Source organism: Dickeya poaceiphila, from assembly GCF_007858975.2.
Classification (GTDB): Bacteria; Pseudomonadota; Gammaproteobacteria; order Enterobacterales; family Enterobacteriaceae; genus Dickeya; species Dickeya poaceiphila.
This window is the reverse complement of record NZ_CP042220.2, coordinates 228,389-253,287: the sequence shown is the minus strand read 5'-3', so window position 1 is coordinate 253,287 and position 24,899 is coordinate 228,389. Positions and strand designations below refer to the sequence as shown.

Genomic DNA, 24,899 nt, shown 5'->3' with positions numbered 1-24,899 from the left:
GATGAGATAGGTTCTACGACGACAGCGTAGAAAAAGGGCATCAAATGATGCCCTTTTACCGCATGTTGCGTCAAATTTTATCAGCAATTAAGCGATAACTTTAGCAACCACGCCGGCGCCTACAGTACGGCCACCTTCACGGATAGCGAAACGCAGACCGTCGTCCATCGCGATCGGAGCAATCAGGTTTACAACCATCTTGATATTGTCGCCAGGCATAACCATTTCAACGCCTTCCGGCAGTTCGATGGTGCCAGTCACGTCAGTAGTACGGAAATAGAACTGCGGACGGTAGCCTTTGAAGAACGGCGTGTGACGGCCACCTTCATCTTTGCTCAGAATGTACACTTCAGATTCGAACTGAGTATGCGGCTTGATTGAGCCCGGTTTAGCCAGTACCTGACCACGCTCTACTTCATCACGTTTGGTACCACGCAGCAGAACACCCACGTTCTCGCCCGCACGGCCTTCGTCCAGCAGTTTACGGAACATTTCAACGCCGGTGCAGGTGGTTTTCGCGGTGTCTTTGATACCCACGATTTCCACTTCTTCACCCACTTTGATGATGCCGCGCTCTACACGACCGGTTACTACAGTACCACGGCCAGAGATGGAGAATACGTCTTCGATCGGCAGCAGGAACGGCTTGTCAATCGCACGCTCCGGTTCCGGAATGTAGCTGTCCAGCGCTTCAGCCAGTTCGATGATTTTCGCTTCCCACTCGGCATCGCCTTCCAGCGCTTTCAGCGCAGAACCGCGGATTACCGGCGTGTCATCGCCCGGGAAGTCGTACTGAGACAGCAGCTCACGCACTTCCATCTCAACCAGTTCCAGCAGCTCTTCGTCATCAACCATGTCGCATTTGTTCAGGAACACGATGATGTACGGAACGCCTACCTGACGACCCAGCAGGATGTGCTCACGGGTCTGCGGCATCGGGCCGTCAGTCGCTGCAACTACCAGGATCGCGCCGTCCATCTGGGCAGCACCGGTGATCATGTTTTTCACGTAGTCGGCGTGCCCTGGGCAGTCAACGTGCGCGTAGTGACGGGTCGGGGTATCGTATTCAACGTGAGAGGTGTTGATGGTGATACCACGCGCTTTTTCTTCCGGCGCGTTGTCGATCTGGTCGAATGCACGAGCCTGACCACCGTAGGTTTTTGCCAGAACGGTAGTGATGGCGGCGGTCAGCGTTGTTTTACCATGGTCAACGTGGCCGATAGTACCGACGTTAACGTGCGGTTTTGTACGTTCAAATTTTTCTTTAGACATCGATTGTCCCTCTAAGACACGGATAAATCGGTGGTATCACCACATCAACCAAGCAATTACTTGCTGAATTTTTAACAGAAAGAAAATCAGGAGGAAAATAAAGAAGTGGTGCTGATAGGCAGATTCGAACTGCCGACCTCACCCTTACCAAGGGTGCGCTCTACCAACTGAGCTATATCAGCACATCTAAATTGGAGCGGGCAGTGGGAATCGAACCCACATCATCAGCTTGGAAGGCTGAGGTAATAGCCATTATACGATGCCCGCATCCTGGAACTCGGCTACCTGATTTCTCTGTAGAACATTAAAGCAAGGCACAATTTTATTGATACCTTGCTTTTTCGATTCGGCTTTAGTGTTGCAACCGCATCGATTGCATCCTGTTGCCAGGATTAAATTTGGTGGTGGGGGAAGGATTCGAACCTTCGAAGTCTGTGACGGCAGATTTACAGTCTGCTCCCTTTGGCCGCTCGGGAACCCCACCTAATTGTGTGTACTTGATGGTGCCGGCTGCCGGAATCGAACTGGCGACCTACTGATTACAAGTCAGTTGCTCTACCTACTGAGCTAAGCCGGCATCAAGTGCTGCGCATTCTAGGCAGAGGGGCCAGTCTATGCAACAAAAAAATCGCTCAAAATGCGCTATCGATTAGATTTTGCACAAATTCGGATGCCGTTTCACATTACTGCCAAGTATTCGTGCAAATAAGCGTCATATAAAGCGATTGCTGATTAATGCTGTAACGAAAAGCATCTGTCAGTTACCTGTCTCAGTTGGCATTAAGGAAATGATGACGACGCAACTGCAAGGCACTTTTGCTTTGCATCATGTAAAACGCATACTCACCAGCGGTTATCTATCCCGATGTACGTATCACAGGTGTCAACGTTGATACAGATTTTTGCTTCTTTTTCTGCCCCTCATGGTGGTAACCTGCCTACTGGACGATAATTCTTATTCAGGAAAGGATGCTGCGGCTGTTACCTGTCCAGCCCCCTGGGTCTCAGTTCTATATACTGAAATCTGGTTGTTTTCCTTCCTACCGGTAGCGTTAAACAGAAGCACATTTATGACTAATAAAGCGCAATCTTTCGTCACGCCTTATCTTCAGTTTAATCGCCAGCAATGGGCAAACTTGCGTGACTCAGTACCATTGACCCTGGCTGAAGATGAAATTATTAAGCTCAAAGGCATTAACGAAGATCTGTCTTTGGATGAAGTTGCGGAAATTTATCTGCCCTTATCCCGTTTACTGAATTTCTACATCAGCTCCAACTTACGGCGCCAAGCCGTACTGGAGCAATTTCTGGGAACCAATGCGCAGAAAATTCCTTATATCATTGGTATTGCTGGCAGTGTTGCCGTAGGGAAAAGTACAACTGCGCGTGTATTACAAGCATTACTTAGCCGTTGGCCAGAACATCGCAAGGTTGAACTGATTACCACTGATGGTTTCCTGCATCCCAACAAAATATTGCAACAAAGAAATTTGATGAAGAAAAAAGGATTTCCTCAGTCCTATGACATGCATAGTCTGGTGAAATTCGTTTCTGAGATAAAATCTGGCATCCCCAGAGTCATAGCACCTACCTATTCGCATTTAATCTACGACATTGTTCCTGACTGCAACAAGGTTATAGAGCAACCAGACATTCTGATTCTTGAAGGGCTAAACGTACTACAAAGCGGAATGGATTATCCTCACGATCCTCACCGCGTTTTTGTATCTGACTTTGTGGATTTTTCCATTTATGTAGATGCGCCTGAAGACCTACTAAAGACTTGGTATATCAATCGGTTCCTAAAATTCCGACAGGGTGCATTTACCAATCCGAACTCTTACTTCCATAATTATGCGAAACTGACAGAAGCGGAAGCAGTTAATATCGCTACACAATTGTGGACAGAGATTAATGGACTAAACCTTAAACAGAATATATTACCAACTCGTGAGCGGGCGAGTCTTATTATGACAAAAATAGCAAACCATGCAGTCGAGTGCGTACGCCTAAGAAAGTAAAACAGAGGGGATAATAATCCCCTATACTATCTAACATCCACGCAAAGAAATCTCGCCACCAATATAAGACTGAATTTCACCATCCTGCTCAAGCAACAATGCTCCCTGGCTATCAATACCTTTATCAATACCAATTATTTCCCGATTACCGACAATCAACTTTACTGTACGGTTATAAAAATTATCCAGACTTTTCCAGCGAGAAATAAAAGGTGACAGACCTTGCTGTTCATAAACGACCAAAGCAGTACGCAACTCAGTAATAATTTTTACAGCAAGCATATTGCGATTAATATCAATACCAGCCTCCTGCAAATTAATCCATCCTTGATTGATCACACTAGAACCTGATGAATTCATACGCAAATTAATACCAGCACCGATAACCAAATGCGCAGCATCTCCCGTGCGGCCATTCAATTCAACAAGAATGCCAGCCAGCTTCCTGTCATGCAGATACAGGTCGTTTGGCCATTTCACTCGTACCCCTTCAGCCCCCAGCTGATGCAAGACTTCCGCCATAATGATGCCAATAACCAGACTAACACCAACAGCGGCAGCAGGCCCTTGCTCAAGACGCCAATACAGCGATAAATAAAGATTACTGCCAAAGGGAGAAAACCATTGTCGCCCACGCCGTCCCCGACCAGCCTGTTGATATTCAGCAATACAGGCATCTCCCGAATATATCGAATCGAGACGGTCCAGCAGATATTGGTTGGTAGAATCAATAACGGGTAAGACAGCTATATTACCGCCTAGTATTTTGGAACGAATTTCATCCGCATTGAGCAATTCAATTGGAGCTGAAAGCGCATACCCCTTCCCGGTTACCGTAAAGACATCCAGACCCCATTCTTTAATGGTTTGGATATGTTTATTAATGGCAGCACGGCTCATTCCCATTAACTCACCGAGATATTCCCCTGAGTAGAATTCGCCATCAGCTAGAATAGAGACTAGCCTGAGCGGGACAGTATAATCTTTCATGATAAAATCTCCACCGCATTCACTTCTCCTTGGGCAGCAATAAAACGCACTTCCGGCTCAAGCCAAACATTGAATTTTGTTGCGACCTGGTTTCTGACATAACGAGCAAGTTCAACCAAATCATGGCCCGTCGCTTCGCCTTTATTGACAAGAACAAGAGCCTGCTTATCATGTACAGCAGCCTGGCCAATCTGGTGTCCTTTTAAACCACATTGATCAATAAGCCAACCCGCCGCCAATTTTACGTCACCATTCGGCTGTGGATAATAAGGTGCATTCGGATAATTGGCTAAAATACGATCAGCTATAACTGCAGGAATAACCGGATTCTTGAAAAAACTTCCGGCATTACCCATGATTGCAGGATCAGGTAATTTGCTACGCCTCATCTGACAGACAGCCTCAAATATTTGCCTTGCCGTTGTTGTCGAAGGTTCAAGCTTGGTAAGCTCACCATATGCCAAAATGGGTTTCCAATCTTTGGATAAACGTAAGCCTACAGCGATAATAGCAAATCCATTTTGATACTCATGTTTGAAAATACTGTCTCGATAACTAAATCGGCATTCTTCAGCACTCAGCCGTGTTGCTTCACCCGTTTCCAGATTCAGCATATCGACATAGGCACATACGCTCTTCAACTCCATGCCATAAGCACCGATATTCTGGATGGGTGCAGACCCAACACACCCCGGAATTAACGCCAGATTCTCAAGACCAGCGATATGACAATCTAGCGTATACTCAACTAAGTGATGCCAGTTTTCTCCAGCCCCCACATGAAGCATCCACTCAGATTCAGTCTCTTTGACCTCAATCCCTTTTAGCTGATTAATGAGCACCACACCGTGAAAATCCTCAAGAAAGAGTACATTACTTCCTCCTCCCAATATCAAAACGGGTAATCCGTTCTGATAAACACGTTGCCATGCAGACAACAACTCAGTTGTACTTGCGATAGTAATAATATCTGTCGCTGAAGCTAGTAAAGAGAAAGAATTAAATGCTTTTAAAGATGTGGAGGGACTTATCATGGTGGTCAATACCCAGTAAACGGTTAAGTATAGTCTAACTTATCCTGAGTAATTATTGAGGGATGTTTTGCCAGGAAACAAAAGCATTGCCAGAGTTGTTGGGCATATGCAAAACAGGAGAAGGAGAGACAGGCGCGACCGGCACCCGTCCCAGCATACCGCCGGGGGTACGAGCAGCACAGAGGGTGTAATTAAAATTGTGTAATTGCCTGTTTTTGATATGTTCACTCCAACAGCGGAGACAGGCAAAATATGGACGAAAAGAAACTCAAAGCCCTTGCGACTGAACTGGCTAAAGGCCTTAAAACCGAAGCAGACCTCAACCAGTTTTCTCGTATGCTGACCAAACTCACCGTCGAAACAGCACTCAATGCTGAGTTGACTGACCATCTCGGATACGAGAAAAATGCCCCTAAATCAGGCTCCAATACCCGAAATGGTTACTCGACAAAAACGGTGTTGTCCGATGAGGGAGAAATCGAGCTCAGCACGCCGCGTGACCGCGAAAATACCTTTGAGCCGCAACTGATAAAGAAAAATCAGACACGTATCACCCAGATGGACAGTCAGATTTTATCCCTGTACGCCAAAGGTATGACGACACGCGAAATCGTCGCTACCTTCCGGGAAATGTACGATGCGGATGTCTCGCCCACGCTTATATCCAAAGTCACTGATGCGGTTAAAGAGCAGGTGGCAGAAGGGCAGAACCGACCACTGGATGCGATTTATCCCATTGTTTATCTTGACTGTATTGTTGTCAAAGTCCGACACAACGGCAGTGTGATAAACAAGTCGGTCTTTCTGGCGCTGGGTATCAACACCGAAGGCCGAAAAGAGCTGCTGGGGATGTGGCTGGCCGAAAACGAAGGGGCGAAGTTCTGGCTGAATGTACTGACCGAACTGAAGAACCGGGGACTTCAGGACATCCTGATAGCCTGCGTAGACGGCCTGAAAGGTTTCCCGGATGCGATAAACAGCGTATATCCGCAGACCCATATTCAGCTCTGCATTATCCATATGGTGCGCAACAGCCTTAAATACGTCTCGTGGAAGGATTACAAAGACATTACCAGCGGATTGAAAGCAGTGTATCGGGCCCCTACAGAGCAAGCGGCGCTGATGGCGCTGGAGGCATTCGCAGGTGTCTGGGATGAAAAATACCCCCAAATCAGTAAAAGCTGGCGTACACACTGGGAAAATCTCAATACATTCTTTGGCTACCCGCCCGACATCCGTAAAGCCATCTATACGACGAATGCCATTGAATCGCTGAACAGCGTTATCCGCCAGGCGATAAAGAAACGCAACGTGTTCCCGACGGACGACTCGGTGCGGAAAGTGATTTATCTGGCGATACAGTCGGCATCAAAAAAATGGAGTATGCCGATCCAGAACTGGCGGCTGGCGATGAGCCGCTTTATTATCGAGTTCGGTGATCGCCTGAGCGCTCACCTTTAATAGGGTGGCAATTACACAGAATTACGTACACCCTCGCAGCACAAAAAACAAAAGGCCCAGTCTGTCGACTGAGCCTTTCGCCTTATTTGATGCCTGGCAGTTCCCTACTCTCGCATGGGGAGACCCCACACTACCATCGGCGCTACGGCGTTTCACTTCTGAGTTCGGCATGGGGTCAGGTGGGACCACCGCGCTCTCGCCGCCAGGCAAATTCTTTCAACGTCTTTCAACGTCATCATCCTTTATGTCGCCGTGTGCTCTCTGTTTGCCGCACACCACGCCATCCAATCCTCGAACAAGCTGACTCGACTTTCCGTCTCTCTCCAAAACACCTTCGGTGTTGTAAGGTTAAGCCTCTCGGGTCATTAGTACTGGTTAGCTCAACGTATCACTACGCTTACACACCCAGCCTATCAACGTCCTCGTCTCGAACGTCCCTTCCGGGGAATCACGTTCCCAGGGAAGACTCATCTCGGGGCAAGTTTCCCGCTTAGATGCTTTCAGCGGTTATCTCTTCCGCACGTAGCTACCGGGCAGTGCCATTGGCATGACAACCCGAACACCAGCGGTGCGTTCACTCCGGTCCTCTCGTACTAGGAGCAACCCCCCTCAATCTTCCAACGCCCACGGCAGATAGGGACCGAACTGTCTCACGACGTTCTAAACCCAGCTCGCGTACCACTTTAAATGGCGAACAGCCATACCCTTGGGACCTACTTCAGCCCCAGGATGTGATGAGCCGACATCGAGGTGCCAAACACCGCCGTCGATATGAACTCTTGGGCGGTATCAGCCTGTTATCCCCGGAGTACCTTTTATCCGTTGAGCGATGGCCCTTCCATTCAGAACCACCGGATCACTAAGACCTGCTTTCGCACCTGCTCGAGCCGTCACTCTCGCAGTCAAGCTAGCTTATGCCTTTGCACTAACCTCCTGATGTCCGACCAGGATTAGCTAACCTTCGTGCTCCTCCGTTACGCTTTGGGAGGAGACCGCCCCAGTCAAACTACCCACCAGACACTGTCCCCGGCCCGGATTACGGGCCCAGGTTAGAACATCAAACATTAAAGGGTGGTATTTCAAGGTCGGCTCCATGCAGACTGGCGTCCACACTTCACAGCCTCCCACCTATCCTACACATCAAGGTTCAAGGTTCAGTGTCAAGCTATAGTAAAGGTTCACGGGGTCTTTCCGTCTTGCCGCGGGTACACTGCATCTTCACAGCGAGTTCAATTTCACTGAGTCTCGGGTGGAGACAGCCTGGCCATCATTACGCCATTCGTGCAGGTCGGAACTTACCCGACAAGGAATTTCGCTACCTTAGGACCGTTATAGTTACGGCCGCCGTTTACCGGGGCTTCGATCAAGAGCTTCTCCTTACGGATAACCCCATCAATTAACCTTCCGGCACCGGGCAGGCGTCACACCGTATACGTCCACTTTCGTGTTTGCACAGTGCTGTGTTTTTATTAAACAGTTGCAGCCAGCTGGTATCTGCGACTCCCGTCAGCTCCATCCGCAAGGGACTTCACCCACAGGAGCGTGCCTTCTCCCGAAGTTACGGCACCATTTTGCCTAGTTCCTTCACCCGAGTTCTCTCAAGCGCCTGAGTATTCTCTACCTGACCACCTGTGTCGGTTTGGGGTACGATTGAATGTCACCTGATGCTTAGAGGCTTTTCCTGGAAGCAGGGCATCTGTCACTTCAGCACCGTAGTGCCTCGTCATCACGCCTCAGTGTTCACAGCAGACCGGATTTGCCTGGTCCACCCACCTGCACGCTTAAACCGGGACAACCGTCGCCCGGATGACATAGCCTTCTCCGTCCCCCCTTCGCAGTCACACCCAGTACAGGAATATTAACCTGTTTCCCATCGACTACGCTTTTCAGCCTCGCCTTAGGGGTCGACTCACCCTGCCCCGATTAACGTTGGACAGGAACCCTTGGTCTTCCGGCGTGCGGGTTTTTCACCCGCATTATCGTTACTTATGTCAGCATTCGCACTTCTGATACCTCCAGCAGACCTCACAGTCCACCTTCAACGGCTTACAGAACGCTCCCCTACCCAACGAACGTATCCCTAAGCCAACTCGACGTTGTGGACGCATTGACGTCGCGTCGCTCCGTCAATCGTCATTCAACTCCGCAAAGTTGTCTTGGGTGATACGTTCGCTGCCGCAGCTTCGGTGCATGGTTTTAGCCCCGTTACATCTTCCGCGCAGGCCGACTCGACCAGTGAGCTATTACGCTTTCTTTAAATGATGGCTGCTTCTAAGCCAACATCCTGGCTGTCTGGGCCTTCCCACATCGTTTCCCACTTAACCATGACTTGGGGACCTTAGCTGGCGGTCTGGGTTGTTTCCCTCTTCACGACGGACGTTAGCACCCGCCGTGTGTCTCCCGTGATAACATTCTTCGGTATTCGCAGTTTGCATCGGGTTGGTAAGCCGGGATGGCCCCCTAGCCGAAACAGTGCTCTACCCCCGAAGATGACTTCACGAGGCGCTACCTAAATAGCTTTCGGGGAGAACCAGCTATCTCCCGGTTTGATTGGCCTTTCACCCCCAGCCACAAGTCATCCGCTAATTTTTCAACATTAGTCGGTTCGGTCCTCCAGTTAGTGTTACCCAACCTTCAACCTGCCCATGGCTAGATCACCGGGTTTCGGGTCTATACCCTGCAACTTAACGCCCAGTTAAGACTCGGTTTCCCTGCGGCTCCCCTATGCGGTTAACCTTGCTACAGAATATAAGTCGCTGACCCATTATACAAAAGGTACGCAGTCACACCCTAAAGGTGCTCCCACTGCTTGTACGTACACGGTTTCAGGTTCTCTTTCACTCCCCTCGCCGGGGTTCTTTTCGCCTTTCCCTCACGGTACTGGTTCACTATCGGTCAGTCAGGAGTATTTAGCCTTGGAGGATGGTCCCCCCATGTTCAGACAGGATACCACGTGTCCCGCCCTACTCATCGAACTCACGACCTGTGCACCTTCGTGTACGGGACTCTCACCCTGTATCGTGCGACTTTCCAGACGCTTCCACTGACACACAAGCCGATTCAGGTTCTGGGCTCCTCCCCGTTCGCTCGCCGCTACTGGGGGAATCTCGGTTGATTTCTTTTCCTCGGGGTACTGAGATGTTTCAGTTCCCCCGGTTCGCTTCATTAACCTATGAATTCAGTTAATGATAGTGTGACGAGTCACACTGGGTTTCCCCATTCGGGTATCGTCGGGTATAACGGCTCATATCACCTTGCCGACGCTTTTCGCAGATTAGCACGCCCTTCATCGCCTCTGACTGCCTAGGCATCCACCGTGTACGCTTAGTCGCTTAACCTCACAACCCGAAAGTGTCTCGGGATATGAGTATGTTGAGAGACTCGAACAACACATGAATTCTTACTCACATGCCGTCGTTTCAATTTTTCAGCTTGTTCCGGATTGTTAAAGAGCAGATAACATAAACCTGACTATTGCTAATCAGTTTTAGGTTAGCGTTGACCGTGCCTTTCACCCACTGTCCGTCATTCTGGCGTCCCCTAGGGGATTCGAACCCCTGTTACCGCCGTGAAAGGGCGGTGTCCTGGGCCTCTAGACGAAGGGGACATCACTTGTCAGCTTCGCAAGACGCTGTTGACTCTTTCTTATCATCAGACAATCTGTGTGGACACCACGCAGGCACTTCTACTCGGTAAGGAGGTGATCCAACCGCAGGTTCCCCTACGGTTACCTTGTTACGACTTCACCCCAGTCATGAATCACAAAGTGGTAAGCGCCCTCCCGAAGGTTAAGCTACCTACTTCTTTTGCAACCCACTCCCATGGTGTGACGGGCGGTGTGTACAAGGCCCGGGAACGTATTCACCGTAGCATTCTGATCTACGATTACTAGCGATTCCGACTTCATGGAGTCGAGTTGCAGACTCCAATCCGGACTACGACGTACTTTATGAGGTCCGCTTGCTCTCGCGAGGTCGCTTCTCTTTGTATACGCCATTGTAGCACGTGTGTAGCCCTACTCGTAAGGGCCATGATGACTTGACGTCATCCCCACCTTCCTCCGGTTTATCACCGGCAGTCTCCCCTGAGTTCCCACCCGAAGTGCTGGCAACAAAGGATAAGGGTTGCGCTCGTTGCGGGACTTAACCCAACATTTCACAACACGAGCTGACGACAGCCATGCAGCACCTGTCTCAGAGCTCCCGAAGGCACAACCGCATCTCTGCAGTCTTCTCTGGATGTCAAGAGTAGGTAAGGTTCTTCGCGTTGCATCGAATTAAACCACATGCTCCACCGCTTGTGCGGGCCCCCGTCAATTCATTTGAGTTTTAACCTTGCGGCCGTACTCCCCAGGCGGTCGATTTAACGCGTTAGCTCCGGAAGCCACGGTTCAGGACCACAACCTCCAAATCGACATCGTTTACAGCGTGGACTACCAGGGTATCTAATCCTGTTTGCTCCCCACGCTTTCGCACCTGAGCGTCAGTCTTCGTCCAGGGGGCCGCCTTCGCCACCGGTATTCCTCCAGATCTCTACGCATTTCACCGCTACACCTGGAATTCTACCCCCCTCTACGAGACTCCAGCCTGTCAGTTTTGAATGCAGTTCCCAGGTTGAGCCCGGGGATTTCACATCCAACTTAACAGACCGCCTGCGTGCGCTTTACGCCCAGTCATTCCGATTAACGCTTGCACCCTCCGTATTACCGCGGCTGCTGGCACGGAGTTAGCCGGTGCTTCTTCTGCGGGTAACGTCAATGAACAGACGTATTAAGCCTGCCCCCTTCCTCCCCGCTGAAAGTGCTTTACAACCCGAAGGCCTTCTTCACACACGCGGCATGGCTGCATCAGGGTTTCCCCCATTGTGCAATATTCCCCACTGCTGCCTCCCGTAGGAGTCTGGACCGTGTCTCAGTTCCAGTGTGGCTGGTCATCCTCTCAGACCAGCTAGGGATCGTCGCCTAGGTGAGCCTTTACCCCACCTACTAGCTAATCCCATCTGGGCACATCCGATGGCAAGAGGCCCTAAGGTCCCCCTCTTTGGTCTTGCGACGTTATGCGGTATTAGCTACCGTTTCCAGTAGTTATCCCCCTCCATCAGGCAGTTTCCCAGACATTACTCACCCGTCCGCCGCTCGTCACCCAAGGAGCAAGCTCCTTTGTGCTACCGCCCGACTTGCATGTGTTAGGCCTGCCGCCAGCGTTCAATCTGAGCCATGATCAAACTCTTCAATTTAAAGTTTGATGTGTTTTCCGAAGAAAACCGTGCTCAAAGAATTTACTGTTACTTCGTAATGAATTAACTGTTGTCACTCTTCAAGACTTTCACTAATTTTTTAGTGAAGTGTCCTGCGAGTGCCCACACAGATTGTCTGATTGATTGTTAAAGAGCAGTGCCACTTACCGTGGTCGCGGGTCGCATATATTATGCTTTCCCGACAGGAAGTCAAGCGATACGCGCCTGATTTCCTGCTGAAACTGCGCTGGCGTGTTGCCGTGTCAGTGGAGGCGCATTATAGGGACTTCTTCGTCGCTGACAAGTACTAATTTCAAAAATAATTTTGACCGCTCAATATTCACTCGCCCACTATGTTTAATGACAATTTTTCGAGTGAATGGAAGCCATAACGGCGTAAAACCGGCCAAAGCGCCGCGACTTTAGGCGTGATAGACAAGCAATAAGCCAGATTTTTCTCCGTTGAGCATTTAGGATTGTCTAAATGGTCTATCAACCATGCCGTTCTGCGAGCAATTGCCGAGCCAGAGTCAACCAAACGCGTACCATCAGGCAGTACACGCTGTAACTCTTCAGTCAATAACGGGAAATGCGTACACCCTAATACAACCGTATCCGGAGGTTCAGGCAACTTCAGCCACGGACGCAGAATTTTGCGCAATGTATCCTCAGAAACCGGCTCCCCCTGTAATTTTGCTTCAGCAAACTCTACTAATTCTGCGGAACCCAACAGCAAAATCTGACAGTCATGAGCAAAACGAGAAATAAGTTCATGAGTATAAGAACGCTGGACCGTCGCCCTGGTTGCCAGCAGGCCAACCACGCCATTTCGGGTAAGTTTTGCAGCGGGTTTCACCGCAGGAACTACCCCTACGACAGGGAAATCAAAACGTGCGCGTAATGCGGGTAGCGAAATTGTACTCGCGGTATTACAGGCAATGATCACTAAAGATAGCGGATGCTGCTTTTCCACTGAATCAACAATAGAGACTACTCGTTCAATAATGAATTGCTCAGACTTTTCACCGTAGGGAAAAGCCTCATTATCAAAAGCGTAGATATAATGTAAGTCCGGCAGTAATTTGCGAACCTCATCATAAACAGACAAGCCACCCACCCCGGAATCAAACACAAGGACCGTGGGGCGGGCGGATAAATCAGAAACTATAGCTTCCGGTAAGATAGTATTCTCGCCCTGCAGTTCGGTAGCCATACGCCGTCTCATAATTCTTATCAAACAGGTTGGCTATTCTAGCACGAACTGTCAGATGTGAGGTGACGGGATAAGCAGCAGATAAATCCCACGTACTATATCCACCGAGCTTAACTGGTTCAGCGGGAAAGGGAGTATAGTTTTTGTCGGCGCGTGCGCCCTGATAAATCCATGCCAGTGACCAGTCCACATCTGCCATAGTCATATCTACAGAATACTTCGCTTTTTTATGCGCCCTACGCTCCAAAACAGCCTGCGTTTGTTCATTACGGGCATCCATATATTCCAGAGTCATATGGTGCGTTACAGGCCCGGTATCGTAATACGCCGTAAACTCAACGCCTTTAATTAGCGCTTTTCCAACGTTGTAATAGGAAGGAGACGCAGGATTAGACGTATCGTCATATTCGATTAAATTATCAATATCGTTACGATACGCTGACGCACGCCAATTTACCGGGCCGGTAAGACCCTCAAGTCCGAATTCCCACTGTTTACTTTCCTCAGGTTTTAGCGAAGTATTCCCGACAGTATGGAAACTGGCATCACCTGTATTATAGATTTGGTTGAAAGTTGGAGCCTTAAACGCCGTACCGTAAGAACCAGTCAGGCGATAACCATCAATGAATTCCCATCCAGCAGCCGTCTGCCATGTACCATGACGCCCATATTGCTGATTATCGTCACCTCGTACAGCACCTTCCAAGGTAAATTGCCCAACACGTTGCTGAGTTGTCAAATATAACCCCGTATTTGAGCGACTTTGACCGTCTGACATCGCTGAAGCCCCGCCTGCAGCCGCTCTTTCATCACGCCAGTCAATACCTGTACTAATACTACCTTGTCCAACAGAGAATACGTTTCCCCATTGTAGACTGCGTTGATTAATTCGTGTTACAGAGTTTGAGTAACGACCCGTCGCATCATTATAGTTTTGATCGTCATACGCTTGATAACTGGCAACCAGTTGTCCAGCATAAATGCCTTGCTGGAATTGCAACCCAGTATCGTAGCTACGGCTATTCAGATAACTGCGATTACTACTTGTATCGCTATAAATTTTATTGTAATCAGTGAGATTGTCGTAACCATAGCTACGGATAAAACCATTTACCTGAGGACTAAACTGATGTTCGACCATTCCCCAGAATGTCTTACTTCTGTAACCATCCTTTTGATCATCACCCGCAATGGTTGAGTCAGGATAAACATTAAATCCATGCGTACCTTCATAACCGCCAGCCAGACTAATAGCGGTATTGGCACCAATATGCTGTTTAATTGAACCATCGTACTGCTGATAAGCATGAGAACCATATCCTGCGTTTAATACACCACCGTCCTGAGTCCGCGTAGTAATGATGTTAATAACACCACCAATGGCGTCTGAACCATAAACAGCAGAACGAGCACCACGGATATACTCAATACGTTGGATAATAGACATTGGGATCTGGCTGAAATCCATTACTCCAGTAACACCCGGAGACGCCATACGAACACCATCAATCAATACCAAAACATGGCGGGATTCAGTGCCCCTGATAAATACGGAAGCTGCCTGCCCCAACCCACCATTCTGCCCAATATCCACCCCCGGCAATCGCCGCATTACGTCAACCAAACTTTTTGACTGCCAGCGATCAATATCATCACGCGTCACCACGGTCGTGGGTGCCAGTACGGAAGAAATGGGCTGGGGAAAACGGTTGGCAGTCACTACCATCGCGTCATTACTATTTTGCTGTGCATTTTCGCTACCCTGCGCCCATCCTGAAAAAGCCGTGGCTATCATCGCCGCCAGCATCGTTATTTTTTTATTAAGCATAGTTAAGAAGCATCCAAACTGAATTGGCAGGATGCCGCACCCTCATGATCGATAGCACGCGATGACCATGAAATATTGCGACGTATTCCGGCAGGTCTTCGGGCTTGGGTGCTGCCAACATAACTGGCTCGGCAACGATGACTTCCCATCCGTCAGGACAGTGTCTGCATCATACTATCGTTGCCCGTTCCCCTTACCGCTGCGCGTCAGCTCCAGATTCGCACTGGATTCCCTTTTCACTTGCGAGGCAAGACCGGATACCCATGCTACGATCGAGGCAGGTGGATGTCTAGACTTCCATTTTGGATAAGCGAATCCGTGCAGCAAGGCTGGACATCCCTTCTGGATACCCTACAATCGCGCCCTGAAAACGATCTATCACTATCGCAACATCATCCCAGCCGCTTTTTAGATGAGACCATCATGACGCCAGAGATTCTGCCCATCGACCAGTATGACGCCCAGCTTGAAGAAAAAACCGGGCGCCTCGGTGCCATGATGGCTCCCTTCGATGCGCCAGCACCAGCCGTATTCCGCTCGCCGGTTAGCCACTACCGGATGCGTGCAGAGTTTAGGATCTGGCATGACGGCGATGACCTGTACCACATTATTTTCGATCAGCAGACCAAACAGCGGATCCGGGTCGATCAGTTTCCGGCGGCCAGCGAGCTAATTAACCGCCTGATGCCGGAGCTGCTTAATGTATTGCGAGCCGAACCGGTGCTGCGGCGCAAGTTGTTTCAGATTGATTATCTCTCCACGCTGAGTGGTGAAATTGCCGTTTCCTTGCTTTACCACAAAGCGCTGGACGACGAGTGGCAGCAGCGTGCCCGCCTGTTGTGTGATCAACTACGCGGTCAGGGTTTTGCTCTACAGTTGATTGGCCGGGCGACTAAAACCAAAATTTGTCTGGACCGGGATTACGTGGATGAATGTCTGCCGGTCGCTGGTCGCCAGATGATTTATCGTCAGGTGGAAAACAGTTTCACCCAGCCTAATGCGATGATGAATATTCAGATGCTGGAGTGGGCGCTGTCAGTAACACAAGGCGCGACAGGCGATTTGCTGGAACTGTACTGCGGCAACGGCAATTTTTCACTGGCGCTGGCGCGCAATTTCGAGCGGGTACTGGCAACCGAAATCGCCAAGCCGTCAGTCGCAGCAGCGCAATACAATATCGCCGCCAACCAGATTGATAACGTGCAGATTATTCGCATGGCGGCGGAAGAGTTTACTCAGACTATGAACGGGGTGCGCCAGTTCAACCGGCTGCAAGGCATCGATCTGGCTGGCTATCGCTGTGAAACTATCTTCGTCGATCCGCCACGCAGCGGACTGGATGACGGCACAGTAAAACTGGTGCAGGCGTATCCGCGTATTTTGTACATCTCCTGCAATCCGCAAACACTGTGCGCCAACCTGGAAACCTTGAATCAAACACACCGAATCAGTCAGTTAGCACTGTTTGATCAGTTTCCTTATACCCACCACATGGAATGTGGCGTGCTACTGGAAAAACGCCAGTAACCTCACCACCGATTAAGGCGTATTGATATCACTACCGGGCTTATGAGCCCGCAGTTTTACGACCAACCACAGCGCCAGCGCCACGCAAAGTATCGACGGCACAAAATTAGAGCCGAGCTGTGGGTACTCGGCACGCACAATCGCACTGTAAAGCAACAGACCGAACAGAAAGCAGCCCGCCGCTAACAGCGGCGTACCTTTGGGCATCGCATGATGCATATAACGCTGATGCAGACAATAAACCGACAGAACCAATGCAATCAGCGGAAAAATAGAAAACGGCACGACAGAACTAAACATGGCAACAAAGGAACCATTCGCCGACAAACCGGCCACCATCGCCAGCACCAACGTACTTTTCTCTGAATTTATCTGCTCAGTCATGATGTTTCCTCAGATTATCCCTCAGGATAAGTGAACCCCTTACCCTGCTCTTTGCGATACCAGTAATAAGCCCCTTTGGCAATCATGCGCAGTTGCAACACTAACCGCTCTTCCAGTTGACGCCGTTGTTCGAGATCGACATCCAGCGCTTCCGCGCCGGCGCTGAATACAATCGTGACCATCGCTTCGGCCTGCGCTTCTGCAAAACTGCGCGGAATATGATTTTCGACTTCAAGATAGTCGGCCAGTTCAGCGATAAAATGCTGAATTTCACGCGCCACAGCAGCGCGAAACGCAGCCGACGTGCCAGAGCGCTCGCGCAATAGCAACCGAAAGGCGTTGGGGTTGTTGCCGATGAATTCCATGAACGTCGATACCGATGTTCTGATCACACTGCCGCCGCTTTTGACGATACGCTGGCGTGCTTGTCGCATCAGTTGACGCAACATCAGCCCACTGTCATCCACCATCGTCAGCCCCAGCTCATCTACGTCACGGAAATGGCGATAAAATGAAGTCGGGGCGATACCCGCTTCACGGGCTACTTCACGCAAACTCAGGCTGGCAAAACTGCGTTCAGCGCTCAACTGGCTGAAAGCGGCCTCGATCAGGGAACGACGAGTTCGTTCTTTTTGTTGTGCTCTGACACCCATTATCCTGCCTGCAGTCATTGGCTCTCCTTATCGTCAAGGGAAGCACTATAACAAAATTTACTCTCTACATACTGCGCCAAAATTTGTCATAGTAAAAATGTGATCCTGCGTTCCCATACAGATATCAGGGATGATTGGGTTATCATCAGGAGGCTGTTACAATAGCGTTATTAACTTGTATAAAAACAGGTGGTTCCTACCATGTCCATACAACAGCAATACGACTATGATGCCATCGTGATTGGTTCTGGTCCGGGCGGTGAAGGGGCGGCCATGGGGCTTGCCAAGCAAGGCGCGAAAGTTGCCGTGATAGAACGGCATTATAATGTCGGCGGGGGCTGTACCCACTGGGGAACCATCCCTTCCAAAGCTCTGCGACAAGCCGTCAGCCACATCATCGAATTCAACCAAAACCCGCTTTATAGCGACAACACCCGCGTCATCAGTTCTTCATTTTCCGCTATCCTGCGCCACGCCGATAGTGTGATAGGTCAGCAAACCCGTATGCGTCAGGGCTTCTACGAACGTAATCACTGTGAGCTGTTTTCCGGTGAAGCACGATTTATCGATGCGCATACCGTCGCCGTTTACTACCCGGACGACACCCACGACACGCTAACCGCCACGAATATCATTATCGCCAGCGGTTCACGGCCTTATCACCCAGCAGGAGTAGACTTCGATCATCCTCGTATCTACGACAGCGATTCCATTCTTGATTTGGATTATGAACCCAAGCACGTGATCATCTATGGCGCAGGGGTGATCGGCTGTGAATATGCATCGATCTTCCGGGGTTTAAACGTAAAAGTCGATCTGATCAATACCCGTGATCGGCTGCTGGCGTTTCTCGATCAGGAAATGTCCGACGCTCTGTCCTATCACTTCTGGAATAGCGGCATCGTGATTCGCCACAACGAGGAATTCGAACGGATCGAAGGGTTGGATGACGGTGTCATCATTCACCTGAAATCCGGTAAAAAAATGAAGGCAGATTGCCTGCTCTACGCCAATGGCCGTACCGGCAATACCGAAACGCTAAGGCTGGAAAATGTTGGACTGGAAGCAGACGGTCGCGGCCTGCTAAAGGTTAACAGCATGTACCAGACCGCCCAGGCACACATCTACGCCGTGGGTGATGTGATCGGTTATCCCAGTCTGGCATCAGCCGCCTATGATCAGGGCCGCATCGCCGCGCAAGCGATCACCAAAGGCGACGCCAGCGCGCACCTGATCGAAGACATTCCTACCGGCATTTACACTATTCCAGAGATCAGTTCCGTCGGTAAAACCGAACAGGAGCTTACGGCCATGAAAGTGCCGTATGAAGTGGGCCGCGCCCAGTTCAAACATCTGGCGCGAGCACAAATTGTCGGAATGAACGTCGGTAGCCTGAAAATCCTGTTCCACCGCGATACCAAGCAGATTCTGGGTATTCATTGCTTTGGCGAGCGGGCCGCCGAAATCATTCACATCGGTCAGGCCATCATGGAGCAAAAAGGCGAGGGCAACACCATTGAGTACTTTGTGAACACCACATTCAACTACCCGACTATGGCCGAAGCCTATCGGGTAGCAGCACTGAACGGCCTAAACCGGTTATTTTGATAACCGGTGGGCTGATCAAGCCAGACACGTAATGATACAAACCGTTTAATTAGGCTGGCTGGTTTGCCAACTGTTCCATGTGGAGTTGCATGTGCTCGCGCACCGACTCGGCCAGCTGTTCATAACGGCCACGCAACGGCGAACCCGGACGATACACCAGCGCGATGGTGCGTTTGGGTTCCGGTTTGTAGCAAGGCAGATAGCACACGCCATCGCGTACCCGTTCCTGCGGCACCGCCAGCGAGGGCAGCAATGTAATACCGCTGCCCGCCGCAACCATATTGCGCAGGGTTTCGAGACTGGTGGCGCGGAAATGGGTATCTTCATCCGCACCAGCCTGAAAACAGAATCCCATTGCCTGATCACGCAGACAGTGCCCGTCCTCCAGCATCAACAGCTTTTCGCCCGACAAGTCGGACATCGCAACCCGCTCCCGATTCGCCCAAGGGTGATCCTGATAAATTGCCAGCTTCATCGGCTCATCAAACAACGGCACTTCGATAAAGGCTTCCGACTCTTTCACCATCGCCAGAATGGCGCAATCCAATTTGCCGCTGTCGAGCTGAGCCAGCAGTTGGTGAGTCTGAGCTTCATGCAGATACATTTCCAGCTTCGGGAAAGTGCGATGCAACATCGGGATAATCTGGGGCAACAAGTAAGGGCCAACAGTCGGGATCAGGCCGATATGCAGTGGGCCGGACATGGTTTCGCCCTGCTGGCTGGCCATCTCCTTTAGCACTTTCACTTCGCGCAGTACGGTTCTGGCCTGTTCGACCAGCAACAGCCCCGCCTGAGTGAACAACACCTTGCGACTGGTTCTCTCCAGCAGCATAACCCCCAGTTCATCTTCCAGTTTTCGGATCTGTCCACTCAGCGTGGGTTGACTGACGTGGCAGGAATCTGCAGCGCGGCGAAAATGGCGATGCTCTGCCAACGCGACCAGATACTCTAAATCCCGAATATTCATGCCCTGATTCCTCTCAACATGATAGCCCCTAGCGATAGATAGGATAGCAACGAACGATTAGTCCTATCAACTTTTGATGATTAATAATATCCCTAACCAAACGAGTCCTGACCAATGACGGATTCAACCTAACAGAACTTTTCGACCAGTAGGGACTAAATAATGTTTGTAAGCCAAGAAGGCAAAAAAATTCCCTCAGTAACTTTCCATACTCGCCAAGGCGATCAATGGGTTGACGTGACGACTGAAGAACTCTTCAACAACAAGACTGTAGTCGTCTTTTCTTTACCAGGGGCTTTTACTCCAACCTGCTCTTCAAGCCATTTGCCACGCTATAACGAGTTGGCTGCGGTATTCAAGCAATTTGGCGTCAATGCAGTTCTATGTGTATCGGTGAACGATACTTTTGTGATGAATGCCTGGAAAGCGGACCAAAACGCAGAAAATATTACGTTTATTCCCGATGGCAACGGTGAATTCACCCGTGCGATGAACATGCTGGTCGAAAAAGCGGAATTGGGCTTCGGTCCCCGCTCCTGGCGTTACTCGATGTTGGTTCGCCACGGCGTGGTGGAAAAAATGTTCGTTGAACCCAACAAACCGGGCGACCCGTTTGAAGTTTCTGACGCCGACACCATGCTGAAGTACCTTGCTCCACACTATAACGTTCAGGAATCTGTTTCGCTGTTTACCAAACCCGGCTGCCCGTTTTGCGCTAAAGCCAAACAGTTGCTGCAGGATCGCGGTATTCAGTATGAAGAAATCATGCTGGGTAAAGATGCCACCACCGTAAGCCTGCGGGCCGTGACCGGACGTAGTACCGTGCCTCAGGTGTTTATCGGCGGTCGTCATATCGGCGGCAGCGAAGAACTTGAAACCTTCCTGACGATATAAGTTTTATAAGCCAACGAAACTTTGGCGGGCTTCGGCCCGCCCTTTTTTTATTCGATGCGCTTAGCACCCAAAACACAAACGCCCGTCTGGTGCTCTCCAGACGGGCGTTTGTTCATGTTCAGCAAAAACGTCAGGCAGACGCTATCGGGCGTACACCCAGCGTATGACAAATGGCGTAACTCAATTCGGCACGGTTCAGGGTGTAGAAATGGAAATCCTTCACCCCTTCCCGACTTAAGATCTTCACCATATCCATAGCGATTGAAGCACCGACCATCTTGCGGGTTTCCGGGTCGTCATCCAGACCTTCAAACATGGCGGTCATCCAGTTGGGTACTCGCACATTGGTCATGGTGGCGAAACGCTGCAACTGCTTGAAATTCGACACGGGCAAAATACCGGGTACGATTTCCACATCAATACCGGTCGTAACACAACGGTCCCGAAAACGCAGATAGCTCTCCACATCAAAAAAGAACTGCGTGATGGCACGACTGGCACCGGCATCAATCTTACGTTTGAGGTTGATCAGGTCTGCCTGCGCGCTTTTTGCCTCCGGATGCACTTCAGGATAAGCCGCGACTGAAATATCAAAATCGCCCACTTCTTTGAGCAAAGAAACCAGATCAGAGGCGTACATCTCCGGTTTACCACCGCCCGGCGGCAAATCACCGCGCAAAGCGACGATGTGGCGGATACCGCTCTGCCAGTAGTCTTGAGCAATGGCTTTCAGTTCATCGCGGGATGCATCAATGCAGGTAAGATGCGGCGCGGCTTCCAGACCGGTACGCTCCTTGATGCCTTTGATAATGCTGTGAGTGCGGTCACGCTCGCCGGAGTTGGCGCCATAGGTTACCGACACGAATTTGGGTTTCAGGCTGCTGAGGCGGTCAATCGAGTTCCACAGCGTTTCTTCCATCTCACTGGTGCGCGGTGGGAAAAACTCAAAGGAAACGTTAATCCTGCCCTGTAATTCCGCCAGATTCTGGTTCAGCGCTTCCCGATGGTTCGCGTGGAAAAAACTCATATCCTTACCTCGATTAGCCATTATCATCGTTATTTTCTATAAACGTCTATACGTTTAGACGTCTATATAGAAAATGACCGAATCCGATTAAAGAGTCAACGCTTTTCAACGTGTTCAATGCTGATGTTTGTTCATACAACATGAAGAAAATTCACGGTTATAGACGGTAGGCTAGCCCGACCCCGTCACAGACGAAGCACAGATAACATGTAAGGAATACGTATTCAGTATTGGCAAAAAACGCGCCCCTTGCCACCCGCGTGTCCAGGATATAAAAAAGCCTGCGATTGCAGGCTTCAAAGCAGAATGGGTTAAGACTATCAGGACGCAGATTCGTCGTGCGCCACCATTACAGCAGTTGCGCCAGACGATTGAGATCCGACTGAATCGCCCCTGCTGTCACATCGCGGCCAGCGCCAGGGCCACGGATCACCAACGGGTTATCACGATACCAGCGGCTTTCAATTGCAAACACGTTATCGCACGGTAACAGCGCCGCCAGCGGATGATCCTCCCGCACGGCCTCCACACCTACGCGTGCCTTGCCGTTACTATCGAAACGGGCGACATAGCGCAGCACCAACCCCATCTCCCTGGCGGCTTCCAACCGTTGTAGCATCTGCTCATTCAACGGCTCGCCATCTTCAAAGAACTGATCCACCGAGCTGCTCTCACAACCAGCAGGCACCAACGACTCTACCCGCACCTGAGTGGGTTCTATCTCATAACCTGCTTCACGCGCCAGAATCACCAACTTGCGCATCACGTCTTTACCGGAAAGATCGACACGCGGGTCCGGCTCGGTCAATCCCTGCTGCCAGGCCTGATCCACCAGTTCAGTAAAAGGGACTGTCCCGTCAAACTGCAGGAAGATCCATGACAACGTGCCGGAGAATATGCCGCTGATAGCCAAAATACTGTCGCCGCTTTCACGCAGATCTCTTACGGCATAGTTCACCGGCAACCCGGCGCCAACGGTCGCGTTATACAGCCAATGGCGCCCGGTTTTGGCGAATGCGTCGCGGATCTGGCGGTAATTATCGCCGCCAGACGCCCCCGCCAGTTTGTTGGCGCTAATCACATGGAAACCATAGCTGGCGAAATCCAGATAGAGATCGGCAACCGACTGACTGGCGGTAACATCCAGCACCACCAGATCGTCGTACGGGTGAGCACGCATCCACAGGAACAATTCATCATCGTCACGTTCCTGCGCTTCGTCGCCAAAGAAAGCCAGTACACGGCTGGCATCCAACCCTTCGTAACTCAGCAGACTACGGGAACTGTCCACCACGCCCGCCAGCGTAAATTCAAAACCGGTACGTGCCGAAATCAGGCTCTGCTCACGGGCGAACAGCTCCAGCCAGCGTGAACCGATGTTGCCTTTGCCGAACAGCACCAGCCCGATGCGTTTTTCCGCCCGGAACAACGAATGATGCAGGCCACGCACCAGATGCTCGGTTGGCCCGACACGCAGCACCGCCACCAGGCTGATATCATCTTCCGCCTGCCAGACAAACTCGATCGGCTGGTCACGCAGTTGCTGGTAAAAACGGTGGCTATGCAACGGATTACGACAAACGCCAGCCCCCACCAACGCCACCAGCGCCAGTCCATCGCGCAAATGGAGCGACACCGGCAACGCCGCCAACTCCAGAACCTGCCAGGCGCTACGCACCACTTCCGAGGTGTAGCACAGTTGCAGCAGATTACGGTCCTGATGCACACCCAACGCCAGTGGCCGGATTTGAGCTTTTTGCAGCAACTGTTCGACGTCTTTGTGCATACGAGCAAAATCATGGTCTGCCGGTACGCCTATCTCTATCAGGCAAACATCATCATGACTGGTGACTATCTTGGCACCGGTGCCGGAGGCTAGCACACGCTCAATACGGGTAGACCCTTGTTCAGGCTGGTAACTGCATCGCAGTTGCAGGTCGATATCACTGCCGGAAACCGGCTGAAGGGTTCGAGCGTGTAATACCGGCGCAGCCAGACGCGCCAGTTCACTGGCTTCATCCAACCGAAGCAACGGCAACAGGCAGGCGTCTTCAACTTTGCGTGGGTCAGCGCTATAGACGCCGGCCACGTCACTCCAGATGGTGACACGCTCGGCACCCGCCAGCGCGCCAATTTGTGTGGCGGAATAATCACTGCCGTTACGGCCCAGCAGAACGGTTTCACCCGCATTGTTACTGCTGATAAAGCCGGTGATAACCAGCCGTTGCCCGGTATGTTGGGTAAGCAGCTGTTGCAGCAACGGCCAGGAGCAGCCTTCATCGACTTGCGGCTGCGCGGCGCGCTCGGCACGCAGGAAAGTACGCGCATCCAGCCAGGTTGCCGGCAGGTTTTTCTGATTCAGGACCGCCGCCATCAGCCGTGCAGACCAGATTTCGCCGTGGCCGACCACTTCGGCATAAGCTGCATCGGTGATCTTGCCATCCAGCAACGCGGCCAGACGTTCCAGATCACGAATCAATTCATTAATCAGCGGAGCTGCCGTTTCGGCTGGCAGCAAACCAGAAATCAGCTCGCTTTGATAACGGCGCAACGATTGTTGTACCTGATGAGCGGAAATCCGGTCTGACTGGCTAAGGTTCAACCAGTTAATTAACTGATTCGTGGTGCTGCCTGCCGCCGATACCACCATCAAATCGCCAGCCTGGCTGTAATCAGCCATAATGCCGGCGACGCGCTGATAACATTTCACATCCGCCAGGCTGCTGCCGCCGAATTTGTGCAGTTGCCGTCCCTTCACGGCTACTGCTATTCCTAACGCACTCAT

General features: G+C 50.8%; 15 protein-coding genes, 5 tRNA genes, 3 rRNA genes and 1 riboswitch. Of the genes, 5 read left to right on the top strand and 18 right to left on the bottom strand.

Annotated elements, in window-relative coordinates; all coding sequences use genetic code 11:
• Window positions 1-87: 87 nt before the first annotated feature.
• From tuf to Dpoa569_RS01080, 5 genes are all read right to left on the bottom strand, one after another.
• Window positions 88-1,272, bottom strand: coding sequence for an elongation factor Tu (tuf, locus tag Dpoa569_RS01100; protein ID WP_019845203.1), 1,185 nt, complete (start codon window positions 1,270-1,272; stop codon window positions 88-90).
• A 106-nt stretch (window positions 1,273-1,378) separates the two neighbouring features.
• Window positions 1,379-1,454 (bottom strand) — tRNA-Thr (locus tag Dpoa569_RS01095).
• Between the two features lie 10 nt (window positions 1,455-1,464).
• Window positions 1,465-1,539 (bottom strand) — tRNA-Gly (locus Dpoa569_RS01090).
• A gap of 132 nt (window positions 1,540-1,671) precedes the next feature.
• Window positions 1,672-1,756, bottom strand: a tRNA-Tyr gene (locus Dpoa569_RS01085).
• A 17-nt stretch (window positions 1,757-1,773) separates the two neighbouring features.
• Window positions 1,774-1,849 (bottom strand) — tRNA-Thr (locus Dpoa569_RS01080).
• A 493-nt stretch (window positions 1,850-2,342) separates the two neighbouring features.
• Between Dpoa569_RS01080 and coaA the strand changes: the two genes are divergently transcribed.
• Window positions 2,343-3,293 (top strand): type I pantothenate kinase, encoded by a 951-nt coding sequence (gene coaA / locus Dpoa569_RS01075; protein WP_042867817.1) that lies wholly within the window; start codon window positions 2,343-2,345, stop codon window positions 3,291-3,293.
• A 30-nt stretch (window positions 3,294-3,323) separates the two neighbouring features.
• On the opposite strand, the gene birA is transcribed toward coaA, so the two are convergent.
• Complete coding sequence (gene birA, locus Dpoa569_RS01070; protein WP_042867815.1) at window positions 3,324-4,283, bottom strand: bifunctional biotin--[acetyl-CoA-carboxylase] ligase/biotin operon repressor BirA; 960 nt, start codon at window positions 4,281-4,283, stop codon at window positions 3,324-3,326.
• Window positions 4,280-5,317: a UDP-N-acetylmuramate dehydrogenase gene (gene murB / locus Dpoa569_RS01065; RefSeq protein WP_042867813.1), complete on the bottom strand. Its 1,038-nt coding sequence runs from the start codon at window positions 5,315-5,317 to the stop codon at window positions 4,280-4,282. The genes birA and murB overlap by 4 nt, the downstream gene beginning before the upstream one ends.
• Window positions 5,318-5,569: 252 nt before the next feature.
• On the opposite strand from murB, the gene Dpoa569_RS01060 reads away from it, so the two are divergent.
• On the top strand, window positions 5,570-6,778 hold the full coding sequence (locus Dpoa569_RS01060) for an IS256 family transposase (protein WP_042867812.1): 1,209 nt from the start codon (window positions 5,570-5,572) through the stop codon (window positions 6,776-6,778).
• A gap of 91 nt (window positions 6,779-6,869) precedes the next feature.
• Here the strand turns inward: Dpoa569_RS01060 and rrf are convergent.
• From rrf to btuB, 6 genes are all read right to left on the bottom strand, one after another.
• Window positions 6,870-6,985 (bottom strand): 5S ribosomal RNA (rrf, locus tag Dpoa569_RS01055).
• A 137-nt stretch (window positions 6,986-7,122) separates the two neighbouring features.
• A 23S ribosomal RNA gene (locus tag Dpoa569_RS01050) occupies window positions 7,123-10,116 on the bottom strand.
• Between the two features lie 193 nt (window positions 10,117-10,309).
• A tRNA-Glu gene (locus tag Dpoa569_RS01045) sits at window positions 10,310-10,385 on the bottom strand.
• A gap of 86 nt (window positions 10,386-10,471) precedes the next feature.
• Window positions 10,472-12,013 (bottom strand): 16S ribosomal RNA (locus Dpoa569_RS01040).
• The 16S, 23S and 5S rRNA genes sit together here with 1 tRNA gene alongside, the layout of an rRNA operon.
• Window positions 12,014-12,353: 340 nt before the next feature.
• The gene (gene murI, locus Dpoa569_RS01035; protein WP_042867810.1) at window positions 12,354-13,226 is read right to left on the bottom strand and encodes a glutamate racemase; all 873 of its coding nucleotides are present in this window, start codon (window positions 13,224-13,226) and stop codon (window positions 12,354-12,356) included.
• Complete coding sequence (gene btuB, locus Dpoa569_RS01030; RefSeq protein WP_042867809.1) at window positions 13,171-15,054, bottom strand: TonB-dependent vitamin B12 receptor BtuB; 1,884 nt, start codon at window positions 15,052-15,054, stop codon at window positions 13,171-13,173. The genes murI and btuB overlap by 56 nt, the downstream gene beginning before the upstream one ends.
• 72 nt (window positions 15,055-15,126) lie before the next feature.
• Window positions 15,127-15,327, bottom strand: a riboswitch (cobalamin riboswitch).
• A 150-nt stretch (window positions 15,328-15,477) separates the two neighbouring features.
• Between btuB and trmA the strand changes: the two genes are divergently transcribed.
• Complete coding sequence (gene trmA / locus Dpoa569_RS01025; protein ID WP_042867807.1) at window positions 15,478-16,581, top strand: tRNA (uridine(54)-C5)-methyltransferase TrmA; 1,104 nt, start codon at window positions 15,478-15,480, stop codon at window positions 16,579-16,581.
• A gap of 12 nt (window positions 16,582-16,593) precedes the next feature.
• Here the strand turns inward: trmA and Dpoa569_RS01020 are convergent, their stop codons facing one another.
• The gene (locus Dpoa569_RS01020; protein ID WP_042867806.1) at window positions 16,594-16,965 is read right to left on the bottom strand and encodes a YijD family membrane protein; all 372 of its coding nucleotides are present in this window, start codon (window positions 16,963-16,965) and stop codon (window positions 16,594-16,596) included.
• A gap of 14 nt (window positions 16,966-16,979) precedes the next feature.
• Complete coding sequence (fabR, locus tag Dpoa569_RS01015) at window positions 16,980-17,618, bottom strand: HTH-type transcriptional repressor FabR (RefSeq protein WP_042867805.1); 639 nt, start codon at window positions 17,616-17,618, stop codon at window positions 16,980-16,982.
• A gap of 207 nt (window positions 17,619-17,825) precedes the next feature.
• Here fabR and sthA point away from each other — a divergent pair, with 207 nt between their 5' ends.
• Complete coding sequence (gene sthA, locus Dpoa569_RS01010) at window positions 17,826-19,226, top strand: Si-specific NAD(P)(+) transhydrogenase (protein WP_042873715.1); 1,401 nt, start codon at window positions 17,826-17,828, stop codon at window positions 19,224-19,226.
• Window positions 19,227-19,275: 49 nt separating this feature from the next.
• On the opposite strand, the gene oxyR is transcribed toward sthA, so the two are convergent.
• Window positions 19,276-20,193 carry a DNA-binding transcriptional regulator OxyR gene (gene oxyR, locus Dpoa569_RS01005; protein WP_042867803.1) on the bottom strand — a complete coding sequence of 306 codons (918 nt, stop codon included), beginning with the start codon at window positions 20,191-20,193 and terminating at the stop codon, window positions 19,276-19,278.
• 162 nt (window positions 20,194-20,355) lie between these two features.
• On the opposite strand from oxyR, the gene Dpoa569_RS01000 reads away from it, so the two are divergent.
• On the top strand, window positions 20,356-21,087 hold the full coding sequence (locus tag Dpoa569_RS01000) for a glutathione peroxidase (protein WP_042867801.1): 732 nt from the start codon (window positions 20,356-20,358) through the stop codon (window positions 21,085-21,087).
• A gap of 130 nt (window positions 21,088-21,217) precedes the next feature.
• Here the strand turns inward: Dpoa569_RS01000 and metF are convergent, their stop codons facing one another.
• The gene (gene metF / locus Dpoa569_RS00995) at window positions 21,218-22,114 is read right to left on the bottom strand and encodes a methylenetetrahydrofolate reductase (RefSeq protein WP_042867799.1); all 897 of its coding nucleotides are present in this window, start codon (window positions 22,112-22,114) and stop codon (window positions 21,218-21,220) included.
• A gap of 349 nt (window positions 22,115-22,463) precedes the next feature.
• The gene (locus Dpoa569_RS00990; protein ID WP_042867797.1) at window positions 22,464-24,899 is read right to left on the bottom strand and encodes a bifunctional aspartate kinase/homoserine dehydrogenase II; all 2,436 of its coding nucleotides are present in this window, start codon (window positions 24,897-24,899) and stop codon (window positions 22,464-22,466) included.